At 56.8% G+C, this 22,218-nt stretch carries 19 protein-coding genes; 5 read left to right on the top strand and 14 right to left on the bottom strand.

What is annotated here, in order from left to right:
• Window positions 1-50 precede the first annotated feature (50 nt).
• From EHN06_RS14310 to EHN06_RS14300, 3 genes are all read left to right on the top strand, one after another.
• Complete coding sequence (locus tag EHN06_RS14310) at window positions 51-296, top strand: flagellar basal body rod C-terminal domain-containing protein (protein ID WP_127333216.1); 246 nt, start codon at window positions 51-53, stop codon at window positions 294-296.
• A gap of 334 nt (window positions 297-630) precedes the next feature.
• Complete coding sequence (locus tag EHN06_RS14305) at window positions 631-2,430, top strand: acyl-CoA dehydrogenase C-terminal domain-containing protein (protein ID WP_127333215.1); 1,800 nt, start codon at window positions 631-633, stop codon at window positions 2,428-2,430.
• 190 nt (window positions 2,431-2,620) lie between these two features.
• Window positions 2,621-4,411 (top strand): acyl-CoA dehydrogenase C-terminal domain-containing protein, encoded by a 1,791-nt coding sequence (locus tag EHN06_RS14300; protein WP_127333214.1) that lies wholly within the window; start codon window positions 2,621-2,623, stop codon window positions 4,409-4,411.
• An 82-nt stretch (window positions 4,412-4,493) separates the two neighbouring features.
• On the opposite strand, the gene EHN06_RS14295 is transcribed toward EHN06_RS14300, so the two are convergent.
• The 5 genes from EHN06_RS14295 to leuS form a co-directional block, all read right to left on the bottom strand.
• Window positions 4,494-5,129 carry an endonuclease gene (locus EHN06_RS14295; protein WP_127333213.1) on the bottom strand — a complete coding sequence of 212 codons (636 nt, stop codon included), beginning with the start codon at window positions 5,127-5,129 and terminating at the stop codon, window positions 4,494-4,496.
• Between the two features lie 57 nt (window positions 5,130-5,186).
• Complete coding sequence (locus EHN06_RS14290) at window positions 5,187-5,450, bottom strand: hypothetical protein (RefSeq protein WP_127333212.1); 264 nt, start codon at window positions 5,448-5,450, stop codon at window positions 5,187-5,189.
• Window positions 5,451-5,534: 84 nt separating this feature from the next.
• A complete protein-coding gene (gene holA / locus EHN06_RS14285; RefSeq protein ID WP_127333211.1) occupies window positions 5,535-6,545 on the bottom strand; it encodes a DNA polymerase III subunit delta in 1,011 nt (336 codons plus the stop codon).
• 2 nt (window positions 6,546-6,547) lie between these two features.
• Window positions 6,548-7,129, bottom strand: a complete 582-nt coding sequence (gene lptE, locus EHN06_RS14280) for an LPS assembly lipoprotein LptE (RefSeq protein ID WP_127333210.1) — start codon at window positions 7,127-7,129, stop codon at window positions 6,548-6,550.
• A gap of 1 nt (window position 7,130) precedes the next feature.
• A complete protein-coding gene (gene leuS / locus EHN06_RS14275) occupies window positions 7,131-9,716 on the bottom strand; it encodes a leucine--tRNA ligase (RefSeq protein WP_127334457.1) in 2,586 nt (861 codons plus the stop codon).
• 279 nt (window positions 9,717-9,995) lie between these two features.
• On the opposite strand from leuS, the gene EHN06_RS14270 reads away from it, so the two are divergent.
• Window positions 9,996-10,544, top strand: coding sequence for a zinc ribbon-containing protein (locus EHN06_RS14270; protein ID WP_127333209.1), 549 nt, complete (start codon window positions 9,996-9,998; stop codon window positions 10,542-10,544).
• Window positions 10,545-10,642: 98 nt separating this feature from the next.
• Here the strand turns inward: EHN06_RS14270 and lnt are convergent, their stop codons facing one another.
• From lnt to miaB, 5 genes are all read right to left on the bottom strand, one after another.
• A complete protein-coding gene (gene lnt, locus EHN06_RS14265; protein ID WP_127333208.1) occupies window positions 10,643-12,190 on the bottom strand; it encodes an apolipoprotein N-acyltransferase in 1,548 nt (515 codons plus the stop codon).
• Window positions 12,180-13,025, bottom strand: coding sequence for an HlyC/CorC family transporter (locus EHN06_RS14260; protein WP_127333207.1), 846 nt, complete (start codon window positions 13,023-13,025; stop codon window positions 12,180-12,182). The genes lnt and EHN06_RS14260 overlap by 11 nt, the downstream gene beginning before the upstream one ends.
• Window positions 13,022-13,495, bottom strand: a complete 474-nt coding sequence (gene ybeY / locus EHN06_RS14255; protein WP_127333206.1) for an rRNA maturation RNase YbeY — start codon at window positions 13,493-13,495, stop codon at window positions 13,022-13,024. The genes EHN06_RS14260 and ybeY overlap by 4 nt, the downstream gene beginning before the upstream one ends.
• Entirely contained in the window at window positions 13,492-14,475 is a 984-nt protein-coding gene (locus tag EHN06_RS14250) for a PhoH family protein (RefSeq protein WP_127333205.1), read from the bottom strand. Before EHN06_RS14250 ends, ybeY begins: the two co-directional genes overlap by 4 nt.
• Before the next feature lie 502 nt (window positions 14,476-14,977).
• The gene (gene miaB, locus EHN06_RS14245; protein ID WP_127333204.1) at window positions 14,978-16,324 is read right to left on the bottom strand and encodes a tRNA (N6-isopentenyl adenosine(37)-C2)-methylthiotransferase MiaB; all 1,347 of its coding nucleotides are present in this window, start codon (window positions 16,322-16,324) and stop codon (window positions 14,978-14,980) included.
• A 370-nt stretch (window positions 16,325-16,694) separates the two neighbouring features.
• Between miaB and trmH the strand changes: the two genes are divergently transcribed.
• On the top strand, window positions 16,695-17,435 hold the full coding sequence (trmH, locus tag EHN06_RS14240; RefSeq protein WP_127333203.1) for a tRNA (guanosine(18)-2'-O)-methyltransferase TrmH: 741 nt from the start codon (window positions 16,695-16,697) through the stop codon (window positions 17,433-17,435).
• Window positions 17,436-17,459: 24 nt separating this feature from the next.
• On the opposite strand, the gene EHN06_RS14235 is transcribed toward trmH, so the two are convergent.
• The 4 genes from EHN06_RS14235 to EHN06_RS14220 all read right to left on the bottom strand — a co-directional run bounded on the left by EHN06_RS14235 (window position 17,460) and on the right by EHN06_RS14220 (window position 22,149).
• Window positions 17,460-18,086, bottom strand: a complete 627-nt coding sequence (locus EHN06_RS14235) for a DUF2931 family protein (RefSeq protein WP_228257317.1) — start codon at window positions 18,084-18,086, stop codon at window positions 17,460-17,462.
• Window positions 18,087-18,584: 498 nt separating this feature from the next.
• Window positions 18,585-20,081 carry a T6SS phospholipase effector Tle1-like catalytic domain-containing protein gene (locus EHN06_RS14230; protein ID WP_127333202.1) on the bottom strand — a complete coding sequence of 499 codons (1,497 nt, stop codon included), beginning with the start codon at window positions 20,079-20,081 and terminating at the stop codon, window positions 18,585-18,587.
• A 91-nt stretch (window positions 20,082-20,172) separates the two neighbouring features.
• Window positions 20,173-20,949, bottom strand: a complete 777-nt coding sequence (locus EHN06_RS14225) for a substrate-binding periplasmic protein (RefSeq protein WP_127333201.1) — start codon at window positions 20,947-20,949, stop codon at window positions 20,173-20,175.
• Between the two features lie 186 nt (window positions 20,950-21,135).
• On the bottom strand, window positions 21,136-22,149 hold the full coding sequence (locus EHN06_RS14220) for a nucleoid-associated protein (RefSeq protein ID WP_127333200.1): 1,014 nt from the start codon (window positions 22,147-22,149) through the stop codon (window positions 21,136-21,138).
• Window positions 22,150-22,218 lie beyond the last annotated feature (69 nt).

Here is a 22,218-nt window from a genome sequence, read left to right as displayed (position 1 = left end):
TCAGGTTTGTGGCCTACTAAGTCCAGTCAGGGGCATCAGGTATCGCAGTCATGATCAACAATACATTGGGCATTGGTATTCAGGGCATCCAGGAAGGCATGGCGGGCATGGAGAATGCGGCCCGAAAGATTGCCCGTGGCGGTGTTGATGGTCCCCAGGGCACTGCGGAGGGCGCTGGCTCTCTGGTGGAACCCATCGTCGAGCTGAATCTGTATGAGCGCAGTGTTGAAGCGTCCGCACAGGTTGTCAAAACCGCGGACGAGACGCTCGGCACACTGCTGGATATCATGGCCTGATCACGGTTCCTTCCAAAGCTGACCAAAACTGAACCGACCCCTTCGAACGAATCGTTATTATTCTGCGTAATTCTTCCCTCTTCGTAATGGCCTGATTGGCCAATCTTTTCTTCTCGGGTTAGCGCTGAACCCGCCTCACTCCAGTCTTTTTTGCCACAAATTGCAACACAAATTTCCAGCATGGCTATTGACAATTCTGTGCCTCTAAACGTATGTTTCAAACAAGTGTTTAATTAAGGCTGTGTTGCGATAGCATCACGGTGTCTGAGCAAACCCCAAGGCCAAGTACTGCAATCTGTGTTGCAGATGTGACCGAAAACCTGAGGTGGATTACATGCCTGAATACAAAGCGCCCCTGCGTGACATCAAATTCGTAATGAACGAGCTGCTGGACAGCGAGCAACACTACGCCAAGCTGGAAGGTGCCGAGGATGCAACTCCGGATATGGTGGACGCCATTATCGGGGAAGGTGCCAAGTTCTGTGAGCAGGTCCTGTCTCCGCTGAACCAGGTGGGCGACAAGGAAGGCTGTACCTGGAGCGAAGACGGTGTGAAAACTCCGACAGGCTTCAAGGAAGCCTACCAGCAGTACGTTGAGGGCGGCTGGCCGTCGATGACCGCCGATCCCAACTACGGTGGTCAGGGCCTTCCGCATTCCCTCGGTCTGGTTATGAGCGAAATGGTGGGTACCGCTAACTGGTCGTTCGGCATGTATCCGGGCCTCAGCCACGGCGCTACCAACACCATCGAGGCACACGGCACAGAAGAGCAGAAGCAGACCTACCTGACCAAGCTGATCAGCGGTGAATGGACTGGCACCATGTGCCTGACCGAGCCGCACTGTGGTTCCGACCTGGGTACCCTGCGTACCAAGGCCGAGCCCAACGCTGACGGCACCTATGCCATCACCGGTACCAAGATCTTCATCTCCGCCGGTGAGCACGACATGGCCGAGAACATCGTCCACATCGTTCTGGCTCGTCTGCCGGGTGCTCCGGAAGGTACCAAGGGCATCTCCCTGTTTATTGTGCCCAAGCAGCTGCCGAACGAAGACGGTTCCGCTGGCGAGCGTAACGCTGTGTCTTGTGGTTCCATCGAGCACAAGATGGGTATCCACGGCAACGCCACCTGTGTGATGAACTTCGACGGTGCCAAGGGCTGGTTGATCGGGCCGGAGAACCGCGGCCTGAACTGCATGTTCACCTTCATGAACACCGCCCGTATCGGTACCGCGATCCAGGGGCTGGGTGCGGCCGAGCTGGGCTTCCAGGGCTCCCTGGCCTACGCCAAGGAACGTCTGGCCATGCGCTCCCTGAGCGGTCCGAAGAACCCGGATGGCATCGCGGATCCGATCATCGTTCACCCGGACGTTCGTCGCATGCTGCTGACCCAGAAAGCGATAGCTGAAGGCGCCCGCGCGCTGATCTACCTGACTGCACAGCAGGCGGATATCGTTCACAGTGGCAAGACCGAAGAAGAGCGCAAGGCCGCTGACGAAGCCCTGGGCTTCCTGACCCCGATCGCCAAGGCGTTCCTGACCGAAATCGGTTACGAGTCAGCCAACCTGGGCATGCAGGTCTTTGGTGGTCACGGTTTCATCTCCGAGTGGGGTATGGAGCAGAACGTACGTGACGCCCGTATCGGCATGATCTACGAAGGTACCACCGGTATCCAGGCGCTGGATCTGCTGGGCCGCAAGGTGTTGATGACCCAGGGCGAATCCCTGAAGGGCTTCACCAAGCAGGTGCATGTGTTCTGCAAGGAAAACGCCGATAACGAGCAGCTGAAGGAATTCCTGGAGCCGCTGGCGGCCCTCAACAAGGAATGGGGCGATCTGACCATGAAGATCGGCATGACCGCCATGAAGAACCGCGAGGAAGTCGGCGCCGCGTCCGTGGACTACCTGATGTATTCCGGTTACGCCGTGTTTGCTTACCTGTGGGCCCGTATGGCCAAGGTTGCGCTGGACAAGATGGCTGACGGAACCAGCGAAGAAATGTTCTACAACGCCAAGGTGCAGACCGCGCGTTTCTACTTCAAGCGTATGCTGCCCCGCGCCAAGGCTCACGCCGAAAGCATGCTGGCTGGTGCAGACAGCCTGATGGATATGCCGGAAGAAGCCTTCGCCATTTAAGGCGCGGGCAGGCAGACCCGGAAAAGCCCGCTCTCCCCGGAGGCGGGCTTTTTTCATGAGTTAGGCTCGCCAATAGGGTAGAATACGCCCCTATAAAAATAACCTTGAGCGGACACATAGCCGAGAGGCACGCGACAGCAAACAGCTGGGTGTGTGCCGACAGACTGACTGGATTTTTGGAGAGTTTTAGATGGCTGATTATCAGGCACCTTTACGTGACATGCGCTTTGTTCTGAACGAAGTTTTCGATGCACCTGCACTCTGGGCGTCTCTGCCGAAAGTTGCGGAGAATGTAGACCCGGAAACCGCCGATGCGATTCTGGAAGAAGCCGGCAAGATTGCCAGTGGTGTGCTGGCCCCGCTGAACCGTGAAGGTGACGAGCAGGGCAGTAAGTGGAATGACGGCGAGGTCACCGCTCCAGAAGGCTTTAAAGAAGCTTACCAGACCATCGTGGAAGGTGGCTGGAATGGCCTGGGCGGCAACACCGAGTTCGGTGGTATGGGCATGCCCAAGACCCTGGTGGCCCAGTTCGAGGAAATGATGCAAGGTGCCAACATGGCGTTCGGTCTGGCACCGATGCTGACCGCCGGTGCCTGCCTGGCCCTGGATGCCCATGGTAGCCAGGAACTGAAGGAAAAGTACCTCCCGAACATGTATTCCGGCGTCTGGTCCGGCGCCATGGATCTGACCGAGCCCCACGCTGGTACCGATCTGGGCATTATCCGCACCAAGGCCGAACCGAATGATGATGGCTCTTTCAGCGTCACGGGTACCAAAATCTTCATTACCTGGGGCGAGCACGACATGGCGGAGAACATCATCCACCTGGTGCTGGCCAAACTGCCGGATGCGCCGAAAGGGCCGAAGGGCATTTCCCTGTTCCTGGTACCGAAGTTCATGGTCAATGACGACGGCTCCCTGGGCGAGCGCAACAGTGTGAGCTGTGGTTCCATCGAGAAGAAGATGGGGATCAAGGGCTCCGCAACCTGTGTGATGAACTTTGACGGCGCCAAAGGCTGGCTCGTGGGCGAGGAGAACAAGGGCCTGGCGGCCATGTTCACCATGATGAACTACGAGCGTCTGGGTGTGGGTATCCAGGGTATTGGCGCTGCCGAAGCTTCCCTGCAAAGTGCTCGTGAGTACGCGCTGGAGCGTATCCAGAGCCGTGCCCCGACCGGCGCCCAGCAGCCGGAGAAAGCAGCCGACCCGATACTGGTGCACCCGGACGTGCGTCGCATGCTGCTGACGATGAAAGGCTATGTCGAAGGCGGTCGCACCTTCTCAACCTACGTTGCCCAATGGCTGGATATTTCCAAGTACGCCGAGGATGATGAGCGCCGCAAGCACGCCGAAGGCATGGTGGCGTTGCTGACACCGGTTGCCAAAGCATTCCTGACCGATCGTGGCCTGGATGCTTGCATCATGGGGCAGCAGGTATTCGGTGGCCATGGCTTCATCCGTGAATGGGGCCAGGAGCAGCTGGTTCGTGACTGCCGTATCACCCAGATCTACGAGGGCACCAACGGTATCCAGGCACTGGATCTGATGGGCCGGAAAGTGGTTGGTAGCCAGGGCAAACTGTACGAGCTGTTTGCCAGTGACGTGGCTTCCTTTATCGAGGAAAACAGCGGTGATGAGAATCTGCGTCCGTACCTCGAGCCACTGGCAGCCGCATTAGAGCGTCTGTCCGATGTCACGGAACATGTGATCAATCAGGCGGGCGATAACCCCAATGCCATCGGCGCGGCGTCCGTGGACTACCTGGACCTGTTCGGTCTGACCGCCCTGGGCTATATGTGGGCGAAGATCGTCAAGGCTGCCGCTCCGAAAGCGGAAGGTGACACCTCCGGTTTCTACACCGGTAAGCTGAAGACGGCGCGCTTCTATTTCGATCGTCTGCTGCCGAAGACAGTATCACTGGCGGAGGGCATTCGCAGTGGCAGTGACTCGATGATGGCGCTGACAGCCGAGGAGTTCTGATCGTAACGGTCAGATGATGAAGTCGAGAAAAGGCAGATCCTGCGAGGGATCTGCCTTTTTTGTTATTGGGGCAAGAGTTTTTTTACAGGTTGTCCATGCGGTCAGGATTCAGGATAAACGGGTTCTCGTTACCCTGAAGCTCACTGACCTGGCGATGGCGAGTCAGCTCATGGTCGTCCGGGGGATCCATCCGGTTCCAGCTTTTAAAGACCGGGGAGGCACCGACCCAGGGCAGGTCGTAGGTATCCACCATGTAGGCAACCGCACGGGCGACATCACCTTTCACCTTGCCCGGTGGTGCAAAGAACTGGGCACTTTCCCGGTTTCCACACTCGTCTTCCCGTGCGCCAGCGCCAAGTTCCTCGTAACGGGCGTTGCGACGGCGCATTTCTACACGGTTGGTAACCGGCACCATGTTGTGGAGATCGGAAGCTATTTGGCGATAGCGGTCATCCCGGTCGCATTGGCTGGACGTGCCGCAGCCCAGGGCGCTTCGGACCGCCGAGAGAGGGTATATATGGCCCGCTGTCATGGTGAACCCTTTGTTTTTGAACGGGGTTTCGCAGAAGAATGAGGTGCCCCCATCGGCGTAGAGGGTTCCCCAGAACTGATCCCGGACAACCGCATCCGGGTCGCTGAATCGGGTATTCTGGCCGTTGACCAAAGGCGGGACCAGCAACAGTGTAAGGATAACAATAAGGGCGCTTGTCTGATGCATGCGTTCTTATACCTCGCTACGAGGGTTTGGGCCTTTGCCGATCAGGCCCAACCCCCATTACTTCAAGCGATCACGAAGGCGCTGATACCCCGCACGAACCTCTTCTCCAAGCTGGTGGGCTGACTGCCGGGCTTCGTGGGTGGCATCCTCGGCATCGTGCAGAATCTTGTCGAATTTGTGGCGGAACTTCTCCCAGTCCTTTTCCAGGTCGTCCCATTCATCCTTGACGTCTTCGCGGGCAAGGTGAAGCTGGACACGTGCTTCATCACGATACTGTTTGATTTTCTCCGACAGTTTTTTGAGGTCATCCTGCAGCGTCATATGAAACACCTCCTTTGGTAGATATTCCTTACAATGCTCCCGAACCTGAAAACCTGTCAAGAGGGGAGTTGGGGGGAGGGAGGTTCAGGTGGCGCGGGTTGCCAACAGGGTGGCCATGTCTTCCAGATAGCTCCAGGGAGAGGAAGGGGAAAACCCCTTGGCGGCGCGATCGATATCGCTGCATAGCTCCAGGGCTGAGTGAAGCTGGGGGCGGGAAAGCCGGCGTGCTGCCTGCTCGATGGTACGGGCCCGTTGTAGCTGGAAAACGCCACGTTGCTTGAGGAAGGCCGATGGGTTTTCGCGCTGCGCAGCTGCTGCCCGCAGTTCCATAGTGAGATTCAGGTCGCGGACCAGGACTGCCAGAAGCCCCAGAGGGTTCTCACCTTCCTGTTTGAGCACCCCGATCATCTTGCGGGCGTGGGGAGCCCGCCCGGCCAGCAACTCGGTTACCAATTCGAACCCGGTAAAGCGGGAACTGTCCTGAACAGCCTGTTCTATGACGTCTTCATCAATGGTTTTACCGGTGCCAAAGAGGGCCAGCCGATCCAGTTCCTGGCTGGCAGCCAGCAGGTTGCCTTCCAGTCTCTCGGTGAGAATGTTCAGGGCGCCCCGAGTCAGGCTCAGTCCCCTGGATTTGGCGCGTTGTTGCAGCCAGCCGGCAAACTTGTCGCCATCGACAGGCCACACTGGAACATGTACGCCCTTGTTCTGTAATTCCTTGTACCATTTCCTGCGGGTCTCGGCGGCGTCCAGTCTGGCGCTGATCAGCAGCAGTATGATGTCTTCGGGAGGATCCTGAAGAACTCTCTCAAGGACTGCGCGACCATCTCCGAGTTTGCCGGTGGGCAAGTGGATCTCGATGCGGCGTTTTTCCGCAAACAGGGACAGTGAACCAAATTCCTCGCCCACCGTGTTCCAGTCCAGTTGGTGATCGGCGTGAAACGTCATGCGCTCAAGGAAGCCGGCATCCCGGGCCGCGCTGCGGACCTGGTCGCAGCATTCCTGGACCAGCAGGGGTTCATCTCCGGAAATCAGATAGACCGGTGCCAGGGATTTCTTCAGTAACTGGGGAAGCTGGGCCGGTTGTGTTTTCATAATCAGCGAGTGTCTTGCTCTTGATCAGTGGCAGACTCTTCACTTAGCTGGTTCCGTAATTCGGTAACCCGTGCGTCCGTCAACGGTGCCAGCCGGAAAATGATCTGCTGTGCGAGCCGTTGATAGAGTTGTTGTCGGAGTTCCTCTTCCTCCCGCTGTTTGGCGAGCACATTGGTCTCGTCGTAGCGATAGGTCTCGCTGGTGTTAAGGCGGGTTTCCGCGATCAGCGGCAAGTCGTCACGGGTCAGCAGGTCCATGTCGACGGTCTGTCGTAGCGTGTATTCGGCAGCCGACGCCTGAACCGTAATGGCGCTGGCACGCCGATCCTGCCGGAAACCACGCAAGCGCAGAATGTAATCCGCCTGCTCCGGATCCCGAACGTCAATCTTGCCGAGCTCAAGCTGCTCCGTGACCGCCCGGCAAAGGTCGTCCGGTATTTCGTTGACGCAGGAGACCGCCAGGGGCTGCAGACCGGGCGGCACGGGTGGTGCCCCCCGTAACTGGAAGCCGCACCCGGTCAGGATCAGCGACAGCATGGCTGCCACTGAGAGTCTGATGTAACGACGTGGGTGCGAAGCGGTCATCTTAGTTGGCTACCACGTTGACCAGCTTGCCGGGAACCACAATGACCTTGCGAACCGTCTGGCCTTCGATAAAGCGCACAACGTTTTCGTTTTCCAGTGCGAGTTTTTCCAGGCTCGCCTTGTCGATGTCCGCAGGTACATCTGCTTTGGCACGGACTTTACCATTGACCTGCAGCACCACTTGGATCTGGCTGCGCACCATGGCCTCTTGGTCAGCCTCTGGCCATGGGGCGTCCACCACGGGCTTCTCATGGCCCAGGGCCTGCCACAGGCTGTGGCAGATATGGGGAACGATGGGTGACAGCATCAACACGGCAACCTCCAGCGCCTCCTGGCGGACGGCCCGGCTCTGGGGGGCGTCATCGGTCAGTTTGCCTACATCATTCAGCAGCTCCATCACCGCCGCAATGGCGGTATTGAAGGTGAGGCGACGGCTGATGTCATCACTGACTTTGGCAATGGTTTCATGGGTCTTGCGACGCAGATCCTTCTGGGCGTCGGTCAGGTTGCCCACGTCCAGCGCTGGCGTGTCGCCACCTGTCGCCAGTTCATTCACCATGCGCCACAGGCGCTTGAGGAAGCGGTGGGCACCTTCCACGCCGCTGTCCGACCATTCCAGGGACTGTTCTGGCGGCGCCGCGAACATCATGAACAGGCGTACGGTATCCGCGCCGTGCTGATCGATAATCGCCTGGGGATCGATGCCATTGTTCTTGGACTTGGACATCTTGGTGACCCCGCCAACCTCAACCGGCTGGCCATCTTCCTTGTGGACCGCTCCGACAACCTGACCCTTGGCATCCCGCTCGACGGTGACATCGGCCGGCGAGATCCAGGTTTTACCGCCTTTACCGTCTTCGCGGTAGTAGGTCTCCGCCAGGACCATGCCCTGACACAGCAGACGGTTGAAGGGTTCGGAACTATTAACCAGGCCCACGTCCCGCAACAGTTTGTGGAAGAATCGTGCGTACAGCAGGTGCAATATGGCGTGTTCTATGCCGCCGATATACTGATCCACCGGCAGCCAGTAGTTGGCGGCAGCCGGATCCAGCATGCCCTTGTCGTAGTTGGGGCTGCAGAAACGGGCGTAGTACCAGGACGACTCCATGAAGGTATCGAAGGTGTCGGTTTCCAGGGTCGCCGGCTGGCCTTCAAAGGTGGTTTTGGCCCACTCCGGATCGGCTTTGATGGGCGACTGGACCCCATCCATTTCGACGTCTTCCGGCAAAGCGACTGGCAACTGATCATCGGGTACCGGGCGTTCGGTGCCGTCTTCCAGGGTCATCATTGGAATTGGGGCACCCCAGTAACGCTGGCGGGAAACACCCCAGTCACGCAGACGATAGTTCACAGTGCGTTTGCCAATGGCGTTCTCTTCCAGGTAGTCCGCAATGGCATCAAAGGCTTCTTCGCTGGTCAGGCCGCTGTATTTGCCAGAGGACACCAGAATACCTTTTTCGGTAAATGCCTGTTCCTGCACGTCTATGTCACGACCGTCGCGGGCGGCGATCACCTGCTTGATCGGCAGGCGGTACTTCAGGGCAAACTCGTGATCCCGCTCGTCGTGTCCGGGAACGGCCATCAGGGCGCCGGTGCCGTAATCCGTCAGCACGAAGTTGGCAACCCAGACCGGAATTTCTTCCTGGGTGAGGGGATGGATGGCCTTGAAGCCGGTGTCGATCCCCTTCTTTTCCATGGTGGCCAGCTCGGCCTCGGCGACCTTGCTGTTGCGACACTCGTCGACGAATTCAGCGACGTCACGATGACGCTCCGCCGCAGCCTTGGCCAGCGGGTGTTCGGCGGCCACGGCCATATAACTGACGCCCATCAGGGTGTCCGGACGAGTGGTATAAACGGTGAGCCCGTCATCTCCGCCCTTCAGCGGGAAGGTCAGCTCGGTGCCGACGGACTTGCCGATCCAGTTGCGCTGCATGGTCTTGACCTGTTCCGGCCAGTCTTCCAGGTCGTCCAGGTCATTCAGCAATTCTTCGGCGTAATCGGTGATACGGATAAACCACTGGGGAATCTTCTTCTGTTCGACCAGGGCACCCGAGCGCCAACCGCGACCATCGACCACCTGTTCGTTGGCAAGTACGGTCTGATCCACCGGATCCCAGTTGACTGTGGACATTTTCTTGTACACCAGGCCTTTTTCGTAAAGGCGGGCGAAGAACCACTGTTCCCAGCGGTAATAGTCCGGCTTGCAGGTGGCCAGTTCGCGGTTCCAGTCATAACCAAAGCCCAGTTGCTTGAGCTGGTTCTTCATGTATTCGATGTTGGCGTAGGTCCACTTGGCAGGCGCGGTCTTGTTGGCGATGGCGGCATTTTCAGCGGGCAGGCCGAAGGCGTCCCAGCCCATCGGCTGCATCACATTCTTGCCCTGCATGCGCTGGTAGCGGGAGATCACGTCGCCGATGGTGTAATTGCGGACGTGGCCCATGTGCAGTTTGCCGCTCGGGTACGGGAACATGGACAGGCAGTAGTACTTGGGCTTGCCAGGCTCTTCCTTGACGGTGAAGGTGTTGTTCTCCTCCCAGAAGGTGCGGGCATTCTGTTCTACATTACGTGGGTTGTACTGCTCGTCCATTCCTGCCATTACCGAAATTACCTTGTGTGAAAAATAAAACCCTGTATCAAAATGATGTCCGGAGCGGGCCGAACATTCTAACGCACACGGAGGTTAACAGGTAGTCTGCCAAAATTCGTTTCATGTGCCAGACTTAAAATTATGGGGGAAGGCTGATTGGGTATGGCGGACCGGGACACGCTGTGAATACATCCCTGTACGCTTGACAAAAACATCCCTGTTTTTGACAGTCCCGGTCCGCCAACACCCAATCAGCCCCAGACCATCTGAGGAGTCGTTATGGCCGAGTCAGAACGCAGACATCTATCCGGAAAAGCCCTGGAAGTCTATGACCGGATGCTGGAGAGGGTGCAGTCGCGCCTCAATGAGTTGCAGGAAACCTCCCTGGAAACCCTGGAAGAAGAAGTCCAGAAAGCGGTTGAGTTCGAATACGAGTTGGAGGAAATGACCAGGGAGGAGGCGGATCTGCTGGGAGCTTATCTGCAGCGGGATCTGGAGCACCTTCTGCACTTTGTGGAGGAGACCGGTGAGGGGCTGACCGAGTGGTTGCAACTGGATATTGCGTTGCTTGAGCATCAGCTTGCGGACAGGCTGCTTTCTGTTGCAGACAAGACGCTGGTGGATAATCTGGAACTACGCCAGAAGCTGGAAAACCAGGAGGTCGGCCATTACATTTCCGGCGAGGTGGCGACAGCGGGGATGTTCCAATGTCTGAATTGCGGCCATATGCGCTGTCTGACCGCCACCAGCCATTTGGAGCCTTGCGAGGCCTGCGGTTCCCACTACTACGAGCGCGTGACCAGCCGCTGGCCCCGTAAGTCGGAATAGCGGTGCACCGTGTCCCAACAAGTAGGTCGGATTAGGCGAAGCCGTAATCCGACACAGAAGTTCATGTCGATTGTTGGATTACGCTTTGCTAATCCAACCTACGGTTTGGGGATAATCCGCTCGCGCACGAAGACAATGAGAATAAGCGCCAGGGTCAGCACCGGCCAGGAGCCGGTCTGCATATAAGGCGTGCTGCCGGATGCGACATATACCTCTCCGGTCAGAACCGCGCGCTCGAACTGGGGAATGGTCTCAGCCAGCTGTCCCTTGTGATCAATGATCGCAGTAACGCCATTGTTGGTGCCCCGTAGCATATAGCGGCCGGTTTCCAGTGCGCGCATGCGGGCAATCTGCAGATGTTGCAGCGGGCCAATGGAATCGCCAAACCAGCCGTCGTTGCTGATGGTCAGCAACAGGTCGGTGCCCCGGGCATTGCGGGCGACAAAATCCGGATAAGCCACTTCGTAACAGATGAACGGCATGATGCGTCTGCCGTTGGCAATCAGGGGGGGTTGGTCGGCCGGCCCCCGGCTGAAGCTGGACATCGGCAGGTCGAAGAAGCCGATCAGCCCACGCAGCCATTGCTGAAGGGGCACATACTCGCCGAAAGGCACCAGTTTCTGCTTATGGTACATACCTTCGCCATTGCCAATAGCCATGATGCTGTTGTGGAAGGTGAAGTCCTCGATGCGGTTGCTGAAACCGTACCAGGGGATGCCGGTGATCAGTGTGCTGTTGTCCCCCAGTTCTTCGGCAATGTGTTCGATGATTTTGCCGGCCTGATCCTGAGGAATGGGGATGGCGGTTTCCGGCCAAAGAATGAGGTCGGTGTCCCACTGCTCCTCCGTCAGCCCCAGATAGACCACAATCTGATCGCGAAGGAAGTCGGGGTCCCACTTGATCTGTTGGGGGATGTTGCCCTGCATGGAGGCAAAGGTGACGGCCTCGTCGCTGACGCTGGTCCACTCGATTTTCGACAATGTGGGGCCGGTTACCCAGGGGATGAGCGCCAGTACAGCAACGATCACGGCATTGGCGGTGCGCTTGTTGAGAACGAGCCACCATGCACTGTAGATGGCGACGCTGGTGACGGTTATCCAGAAGGTCACACCATGCACCCCGACCAGTGGCGCAAAGCCTCCCAGCGGCCCGTCCACGTGGGCATTTCCCAGGTACAGCCACGGGAAACCGGTCAGCAGCCAGCTGCGCACCCAGTCGCCAAGAATCCAGATGGCGGGGAAGAGGAGGAGGCGGCGCACCAGGCTCTCCTTTGCCAGCTTGCCCCAGCCCCAGAAGGCGATGGCGTGGAACAATGCGAGGCCCGCCACGAAGAGTGCCGTCAGCAGGATCGCCAGGGGGACAGAGGTATTGCCGTGCTCACTGATGCTGATGTAGACCCAGCTGGCGCCACTGCCAAAAATCCCGAGGCCGGTAAACCAGCCCGCCCGGAACAGCTTGTGAGGTGCCAGCGGAACGCTTGCCAACAGGATCAGTACAAGGGAAACCGGCCCCAGCCACCACCACTGAAAGGGCGATAGCGTCAGGGTTTGCAGGGCGCCCGCCACCACGAGGGTGACGGTTCTCAGCCAGTGGTTACCTGACAGGCGCGTGTCCGGAATTCGGGGAAGGGCGTCGTTATTGCTCACTACGGGTTACCTGCAGCAGACGGATGACTCGGTTATCAGCGTTCGCAATAGTAAATTGCAGCCCGCCAAATGCAACCGATTCACCTCGCCTGGGCAGGTGGCCGAATTCCTTGAGAACCACACCGCCAATGGTGTCGAACTCTTCCTCATCCAGCTCCGTCTGGAAAAACTCGTTAAAGTCGTCCACCGGTGTGACCGCTTTTACCGCAAAGCTGCCGTCTCCCCGGGCTTTGATGTGGGTCTCCTCATCAAAGTCGTGTTCGTCCTCGATTTCACCCACAATCTGTTCAAGCACGTCCTCAATGGTGATCAGCCCGGCGGTCCCGCCGTACTCATCCACCACAATGGCCATATGGTTCCGGTTTTCCTTGAACTCTTTCAGCAACTGGTTAAGACGCTTGCTTTCGGGCACGAACGTCGGTGGTCGCAGTATTTCGCGTATACGGGACCAGTTGACGTCATTATTGAGGGCCAGCGGTAAAAGATCCTTGGCGAGCAATACGCCAATGACGTCGTCCTGGCTGTCGCCAATGACGGGAAACCGACTGTGTGCAGAGGAAATGATTTCGCCAAGAAATTCTTTTGGTTCCTGGGCGGCCTTGACAGTGACCATCTGGGAGCGGGGGATCATGATCTCGTCCACCCGCATGTCGATGACCTGCATGGCACCTTCGATGATGCTCATGGCATCGGCGTCGATAATGTTCTCTGATTCCGCATCCCGCAGGATTTCCAGCACGTCCTCGACGGACTCAGGCCCGCTGGAGAAGGCCTGTGATATACGCTCCAGCCAGGACCTGTTGCCCTGACTGCGACTCGACTGATCGTCGCTCATGAGTCTTGTTCCGCTTCCTCTGGTTCGTAAGGATTGCCATATCCAAGCTGTTGTAGCAGCCGGACTTCGAGGGCTTCCATGACCTCGGCATCATCATCTTCAATATGATCATAGCCCTGAAGATGAAGCATGCCATGTACAACCATGTGTGCCCAATGGGCCTCAAGTTCTTTATGCTGATCTTTGGCCTCTTTTTCAACAACCGGGGCACAAATGATGAGATCTCCGACCAACGGAACTGTTATACCCGCTGGGGCCTCAAATGGGAAGGACAGCACATTGGTTGGCCCGTTTTTGCCCCGGTACTGGCCATTGAGTTCCGCGCTCTCATCGCTATCGACAATACGAATTGTGACCTCGGACGCGGTGTCCCCGAGCCAGGCGCATTGCGCCCATTGCTCAAGCCTCTCTGCTACCGGAATGCCGGAAGCGTCATAAACCTGTTGCAGATCTACTGTTAGCCTGTTCACTGGCCGGTGGCGCTCCCATCGTCAAAGGAATCGTAGGCTTCCACTATGCGTTGGACCAGGGGATGACGAACCACATCCTTTGCTTCAAATCGTGTAAAGCCAATGCCGGAAACCTTGCTCAGCACGCCGGCAGCATGAATCAGCCCGGAGTTTTCGCCGCGAGGCAGATCGACCTGGGTGGTGTCACCGGTAATCACCGCCGTGGAGCCAAAACCAATCCGGGTCAGGAACATCTTCATCTGCTCCCGGGTGGTGTTCTGGCTTTCGTCCAGGATGATGAAGGAATTATTCAGAGTGCGGCCACGCATAAAGGCAAGGGGCGCAATCTCGATCACGCTCTTTTCAATCAGCCGGGTGACATGGTCAAAGCCCAGCATTTCATAAAGGGCGTCGTACAGCGGGCGCAGGTATGGATCCACTTTCTGCGCCAGATCTCCAGGCAGGAAGCCCAGCTTTTCACCGGCTTCCACCGCTGGACGAACCAGCAGGATGCGCTTTACCTGCTCGTCCTTCAACGCTTCCACCGCACAGGCCACCGCCAGCCAGGTCTTACCAGTACCGGCCGGGCCAATACCGAAGTTGATGTCGTGGGTGCGGATGTTGTGCACATACTTCTGCTGGTTGGCCCCGCGCGGCTTGGCCTGCAGCTTGGGCGTCTTGATGACGGTCACCGCGCCGTCGTAGGGAACATCCTCAGGCAGCCGCTCGAAGCCGGTTTCACGAATGAACAGGTGCACGGTGTCAGGAGAAATGTCGTCAGTGGCTTCGGTTTCCCGGTACAGGTGCCGGATAACCTCCACGGCCGCCGCCACATGCTCGGTCTCGCCTTCCACCCGGAAGTGGTGGTTACGGCGACCGATCTTGACCCGCATACGCCGCTCAATGTGCTTCAGATGCTCATCAAACTGGCCACAAAGGGTGGTCAGCCGGTGCTGATCGACGGGGTGCAGGTCAAATTGTCTGGAATCGTTGGCTTTCAAAAGTGCTCCGTTTTGTTTACTCCCCTGTTTGCATTCCGGGAGTACGAATGTTTGATTCGGTGTCAACGGGAGAGGGCCGGAACGTCTTTCCAAAAAACGCCCGTAAATACATCCCTGTAGGGCTCGGTCGCGCCATCCCTGGCGCTCCACGTTTTTGGAAAGACGTTCCGGCCCTCTCCCTGATTAATCTATGTGCAGGCCCAGCGCCAAAAAAACAAGTAGGTCGGATTAGACGCAGTCGTAATCCGACAAAGTTCGAGATCGCATTTTTTGTTGGATTACGACTTCGTCTAATCCAACCTACGGTCAATACCGCCCGATTAAACTCTGCTCCCGGCATGCACGTACAAAGTCAGCGGAGAGCGGTGGGGCTTTCCTCCCAAAAATTTCGAAGGCCAAGGATGGCCTGAGAGAAGCGCACATGGATGTGCTCGTAGCGGTTTTTGGGAGGAAAGCCCCACCGCTCGCCATGCTCCAAACTCGGACGAATCGGAAAACAAGCTTAGTATAACTCCGAGCTTGTAGGCACACCGCGCAACGAGTTGGGATAAGCCTCAACAATCTCGACGTCGATAAAGTGCCCCACCACTTCCGGATTCTCATGCCGGAAATTCACAATCCGGTTGTTCTCCGTCCGCCCGGCATACTCACCCGGGTCTTTCTTGGACAAACCCGTTACCAGAATCCGCTGAGTCGTACCCACCATCTTGCGACTGATGTCCATGACATTCTGATTCAGCCGATCCTGCAGAATGCTCAGGCGCTGCTTCTTCACCTCCATCGGTGTGTCATCCGGCAAATCTGACGCCGGAGTACCCGGCCGGGCGCTGTAGATGAAACTGAAGGACATATCGAAGCCGATGTCATTGATCAGCTTCATGGTGTCCTCGAAGTCTTTCTCGGTTTCGCCAGGGAACCCGATAATGAAGTCCGACGAGAAACTGATGTCCGGGCGAATCTTACGCAGACGGCGGAGTTTGGATTTGTACTCCAACGCCGTGTGACCACGCTTCATGGCCGCCAGGATTCGGTCCGAGCCGCTCTGAACCGGCAGGTGCAGATGGCTGACCAGTTCCGGTACCTGCTCATAGACCTCGATCATCGCATCGGTGAACTCTACCGGGTGCGAGGTGGTATAGCGGATGCGGTCGATACCGTCGATGGCGGCCACCAGGGTGATCAGTTCTGCCAGATCCATGGTGTCGCCGTCGTAGGTTTCGCCACGGTAAGCATTGACGTTCTGGCCCAGCAGGTTCACCTCGCGTACGCCCTGGCTGGCCAGATGCGCCACCTCGGCAATCACGTCATCCGCCGGGCGGCTGACTTCCTCGCCACGGGTGTAGGGCACCACGCAGAAGGTGCAGTACTTGCTGCAGCCTTCCATAATGGACACAAACGCGGAGGGTCCGTCGGCTCCCGGTTCAGGCAGTTTGTCGAACTTCTCGATTTCCGGGAAGCTGACGTCCACCACGCCGACGCCGTTACCCTTGGTGCGGACCTCGGTGATCATGTCTGGCAGGCGGTGCAGGGTTTGTGGGCCAAACACCATATCCACGTATGGTGCGCGATCCAGAATGGCCTGGCCTTCCTGGCTGGCGACGCAGCCGCCGACTCCGATGATCAGGTCCGGTTTTTTGCTCTTCAGGCCCTTCCAGCGACCGAGCTGGTGAAACACCTTCTCCTGCGCTTTTTCACGAATAGAGCAGGTGTTCAGCAGCAGAATGTCGGCGTCATCGGGTGTGTCCGTCATTTCGACGGTTTCACCGGTCTTGAGCAGGTCCGCCATGCGGGCAGAGTCGTACTCGTTCATCTGACAGCCGTGGGTCTTGATGTACAGCTTCTTGGCCATGATTCTCACGTAATCTGGTGGATGTGGCGCCGGGCTCGCGATGGTTCAAAGAGGCGCTAGCAAAAAAGGAACTGCGTATTATAACGGGGTGATCAATCCGCAACCACCATTGTCTCGGCTTGTTGCTAGTTTCGCTGTGGTATTATTTGCTTCTTTTTAGGTTTGGGGCTGAAGCGATTGGGGAGGGGCTTTCCAAAAAGCGCCCGTAAATACATCCCTGTAGGGCTCGGTCGCGCCATCCTTGGCGCTCCACGTTTTTGGAAAGCCCCTCCCCAATCGCTTCGTCAGACCTCCGAGTGACGCTCGACCCGTAGGTCGGATTAGCCGAAGGCGTAATCCGACACCCCAACAACCAACCCCATACAACGCTATGACCCCAGAACGCCTGGCCCGAATCAAACAAACCCTGAATACCCGCCAACCGGATCTCAGCGTCCTTACCGACCAGGTCCATAAACCCAGAAACCTGTCTGCCATCATCCGTTCCTGCGATGCCTTTGGGCTGGCCACCATGCACACCGTCTGGCCAAAGGAAGGCTTTCGTGCCTTCCGCAAGACTGCCGGTGGCAGCTACAGCTGGGTGACCACCCACACCCACCGCACCATGGAGGACGCGATCGGCACGTTGAAAGGTCAGGGCCATAAACTCTACGCCGCACAGTTGTCCGACCGTGCAATTGACTACCGCGACGCCGATTTCACGGTGCCCTGTACGGTGATCATGGGTAATGAAGTAGATGGTGTCAGTGCCAACGCCGCCGAGCAGGCGGACGAGCATATCGTGATTCCGATGATGGGTATGGTGGAGTCCCTGAACGTTTCCGCCGCCTGCGCCATCATCCTGGCCGAAGCCCAGCGCCAGCGAAAGGCGGCAGGGCTGTACGATTACCGGCGCTTGCCGGATGATGAATACAACAGATTGCTATTCTGCTGGTGCCAGCCAACCGTCAAACGCTACTGCGATGACCGCAACCTGCCGTATCCGCCGATAGATCCGGATACCGGCGAGCTGATTGATGGCGTCGGCTGGATGCAGGGCGTTCGCGAACTTCGCAAGAACCGCCCCCGTTGGGATGACGTCCCGGCTGTTGAGGAGTCGGATCAGGGTTGATCCGACTTCCAGGTGATATGCGGGCTACCATTTATCCAGTTGCAGGCCGTGCTTTTTCAGGTAGTCGCCGTGTTCTTTCAAGTATTGCTCGGTTCCTACCGTGAACTCTGCCGGATCGCCATCGATTTCAGACGCCTGCATTCGCATCACCTCTATTTCGTTGCCGCGTTGATTCAATATCCAGCCAACAACAGTGCCGCCGGGAGCGAGCCCAAGTATTAGCGTATGACGAACATCCTCAAAGCTACCTTCTGATGTGTAGACAGTTGCTTTTTCGCGCATTTTTTCCAGAATATCAGGTGTTAGCTTGATAAGCTTTGCGAAATATTTCTGCTCAGCAAAGGAAAACCACGTTAAGAATACGAGTTCCGGAAACGGATCGGCCTGAGCACCTTTCCCTCGGGGGCCGAGGGGGCCTTTCCAGCAGCACCCAACACTTCCAACAGGTTGTTTCCAGCTCCTTACACCAGACTTTTCCAAGTGCATGTTCGTTACCCATATCGGGTAATGTTTTGGGGCACCGATTGCAATTCGCCAATATTCTTCCTTAGACGCTGTCGCACAGCCTGATATAAAAAGTAGCAAAGCCAGTAATGGGATAGTGATCCTCATTGGCATCATGTTATAGATTCCTGTTTGGATAAATCGCACGGTCTGTCTCTGGTACGTTTGGTCTTAGGTTCCGGAAGAGCGAGATTTGTGCTGGTACGCCTGCCAGTGATGTTTGGTAATCGTTGTAGTGGGCTGAGTAGTGAGTGTACCGCTGTCGAATCAGGTTAAGTTCTGAGTTCGACAGGTTGATTTCGTGTGACGGGTCCCGCAACAAAGATTCGAACTTCGGCAGAAGGGCTGTTAAGTCCTGGGGAAGTTCGCTTTCGCTGGAATGGGCTCTCAGTTCTCCAAAAGGTACCCCTGCCATCTTTGCTTCAGAGTGCATCAAGTGGAGTGGTATGCGTGAGTAGTCTCCACGTACGTTCCTGATCATGCGAAGCATGATTTCCATTTGTCCATCCGGGGAAGGGTGAGAACGATAGTCTCGATCTATTTTGAGACTCGCCCTGTCGGTCGTCACTCCATCGTGAGTTTCAATATTTTGTCGCAAGGGAAGGCTGAATTCTCCAATCCACTTTTCTCGGACAAGGTCGGCTTTTAGGATCTCGAGGGAATCCCACTCCTTTGTCTGTTCCGGCCACTTATAATGGTTTGAGGGGATTGGTATTCGGGGGTGAGTTGAACATCTTCGATAGACTCTTCGGCGTATCCACCGCCAATGTCTGAATGCGCGCCGGGCAGGGCTAATTCTTTAAAATTACCAGGAAGGGTGCCATCAGAATTCCTAATGCTGTTGAGTGCAAAATTCTTTCGTTTTTCGTCTGAAGCAGTGATGTGCAAAACTCGACCGACATTGCGAGAATCGACGTGTAGTTTGACCGGATCGTTGCGTTCGTTGTGAGCGAAAAAGTCGCCAGACTGAACGTTTATGATTCCTGCGACAGTATCAAAAATACCCAGGAATCGAATCTGGACGTCATCTGGCCAGCTGATTTTTTGCTCTTTGAGCATCTTCCCCAGAAGACCTTCGCTTCCTTTGGATATTTCGTGAGAAGCGTGACGTGCCGCTGCGGCCCCTCTGCTGAACTCGAAGAGATCGACCGTCAATCGTTTGATTTTTTGATTCTTGATATCCATGGATAGGAGCCGCTTAAGTTCTTCGAATACCTTGTTTACTTGTGTGATGACACCGGTCTGGCCGAGGCCCGTGACGGCATCAAGTAATCGGTCGTCCTCTCCATTTTTGGTTCCCACACCAGGGACATAGACTGGATACCGATAGATTCTTCGGTCATGTGTATCCTCAATCCCCTCTGGGTATACATTCCATAGCTTTGCGATGTTGGTGGGGGCATTTGAGTAGCTTGTATCAGCTCTTAATGCGATTAACTGCTCGCATTCGTCAATTGATGCAGCGCCATTTTCGAGCGCTTTTGAGCACTGTCTTTCTGTTATTTCTCGCAACTGCTGACTGTTAAACGCATTATTCAACGTCCCATCCGTAAAAATCCCCACCTCAACATGAACTTCCGGCTCCTTCTCCTCCTGCACCTCGATGTCCTCTGCGGATTTGATACCAGCGATAGTCGTGGCCATCACCGACGCCGATGATTCGGTAGCAGAGGAAGCCTGTTGCATTGGGTGGGGCTGGCTCTCATCGGAGTCTGTGCTTGGGTGAGGTGAGGGCGAGCCGGAGCCCGGGAAGAATGGCCCGCGTTTAATATCCTGTGGCGTTAGTTGGGCTGCGTTCAGGTCCTGTAGCGGGTCATCAAGGCTAAAGGGCAGCGGGCTTGTGGGTTGCCATTCGCCGCCCTGCGGCAATTGCGGGTTCGTAAGCCAGGCGACAACCGGGGATAGTGGGTCTTCGTCCAGTGGTCCGTGGACCAGAAACGCTTCGCCTGTGTATACCAGGTTTGCCGCTAACTCGCAGAGGTCCGCCCGGTCGTAGGGTTGCAGCCTGAGCAGTTGGCGCAGTTCCTGATCGCTGAATTGTCCTGCGTGGATTCTGGCGCGGGTCTCGAAAGCCGCCAGGAAGGGGCATTCTATTCGTGGAATATCGTAGGGGGTCAAATCCATTGACCGCTTGAGTTGCATCGTCACCACTCCTTGCTGACGTATAGGTTTTAAGGCGGGGTAAGCATAACGGATTCGGGGCCGATGTGACCGTTTTGCGTCACATATTCAGTCAGTCGGTGACCATTCGCTGGGTCGTCCCGGTAAAGAGTTGGTGATAGGTGCCGTTGTCGATCAGTTCCTGAGCAGCTTCGTCGAAGTGGTGTCTTAGGCGCATGCCCTGATCTGACTGATGAAACCGGTAGGCCAGTTCCTGTACGCCAAATTCCGCACCGTGATGAATCATGGCCCGTAGCCCCAGGCGGTTCAGAAGTTTCACACCATCGGACTGATACTCAATGGTGGCGTCTATGCGCCCCAGAGCCAGTTTATGCATGTTCTGCTCCAGCGAGTTGCCGGGTTCGATCTGGATGCCGGAAATATTTCGCAGTTCTTCGGGGTAATAGCGTCCCCGGATTGTGCCGACGTTGAGGCCGGCCAGCTCGTCAATATGATTAAGTGGGCCGGTCTTGTGACGGGTGAAGATAACAAAACCGTGGGTCAAGGCAATGGGTCTGCCAGTTACGCCGGGTTGCTCCGGGTCGCCCACGATTTCAGGGAACAGAACATCAGCGGTGCCATCCCGAAACATCTTGTTCGCTCTTGCCCAATGATCAATATTCAGCACCTTGCAGTGAATATTGCGTGATTCCAGATTCTGTATAAGTCGCTTGGTCCAATCAAAATTGGCTTGGGTCAGTGCCGGATCGCCTGTCGGACCATTCACCACCAGGCAGGGAGGCTCATTACTGAACAGTGGGGTTGGCCAGGCTAACAGGGAGCATGCAAGACAAATTCGGCAGGCGTTGGCAAAGGCTTGAATGCATAAGCACAACATGGGCGCTTTCATCGCAGCCTCCCACTGAGTCGTGTCCCTCCAACTGTGTCTTGTGCCAGTGGCTGGTAACACAAGAACTGCGTATGTTCTGAACTAACTCTACGCCACCTGCGGCGAAACGAAAGAAAAACTTGAGGTCAGAAAGGGGAGGAGAGGTGTCGGGACGAGAGGTGTCGGGACGACACCTCCGGTGCTGGCTTATTCCCGCCCCTCCAGATAGCGCTGCAACTGCTCCCGAAGCGCCTTTGGCAGCCGGGTTATGGTCAATGCATCCTTGTCCTTGTCGTAGTAGACCGCCTGGTTCACCAGATCCGAGGAGAAAGACACACTCATACCGCCGCCGGAACCGGCGATGCGCACCAGCTTCTTCACCTTGCGGTGGTCCGGGTGCAGTACCCCGCTTTCGGGAAGCTCTGCAGCCTGGGATGCAAACTCCTTGAAGCGCTCTGGCTGGCTTTCATCGAGATAGCCGGACAGGGCTTCGATGGCGACAGGCTCGCCCAGGGCGTGTTGTTCCTTGCAGAATTCATAGGCCCGGGCGCGTACTTTGCCGGCTTCTTCCGGCTCGGCAGTCTTCGCGAACGCTTCCACCGCATCCAGAAACGTCACGGTTTCTTTTTCCACGTCGACCTGATTGGTGAAACCACACAGCTTGATGAACAGGTCACCGCCTTCGCCGGTGCCGCGTGCATGCACCAGAGTCAGGTAATTCTCGCCGGGATTGTCGCCACGCCAGTCGTCCAGCTCGATGCGGGCCGCCAGGTTCAGACGGGACAGACTAAGGATGTCGGTAGCGTCCAGCGTCTGTTTGGCGTCAAAACGCATGGCGCTGTCGTTTTCCAGGATCAGCAGGTACACCACTTCCGAGTCAGCCAGGGCTTCGTGGACAATCATCAGGTGCCCCTCGAACTCCTCCTGGGCGCCGTTCAGCAGTTCCTGCCACTGCCCGAACAGGCGATCGGTCAGGGAGGTGAAGGATTGCCTGTCCTCCAGGTAATCCTTGAGCCAACTGCTGAAGGGGCTTTCGCCGATATCATCGGAGAAGCGGCCGTATTTCTTGCCGGGCTTGCTGTTGAACAGGCGCTTCATCTGCTTGTGAAGGGCCTCGTAGTCGCCGCCCGGCTCGGTCAGGGCTTCGCCCGGGCGAACCCGTGCCGGTTGTCCGGGCTGATACTGGCTGGCAAAGAGAGTACGAAGCTGCTTGATGGCCATGAAATCGTCGTTTCCCTGGTTGGTAAAAAAACAAAGCCCTGAGGGCTGACCTTCAGGGCTTTGCATTGT

The sequence above is a fragment of the Marinobacter sp. NP-4(2019) genome, assembly GCF_003994855.1.
GTDB lineage: Bacteria > Pseudomonadota > Gammaproteobacteria > Pseudomonadales > Oleiphilaceae > Marinobacter.
The sequence above is the reverse complement of the archived record's forward strand: the minus strand, read 5'-3'. Positions and strand labels throughout refer to the sequence as shown.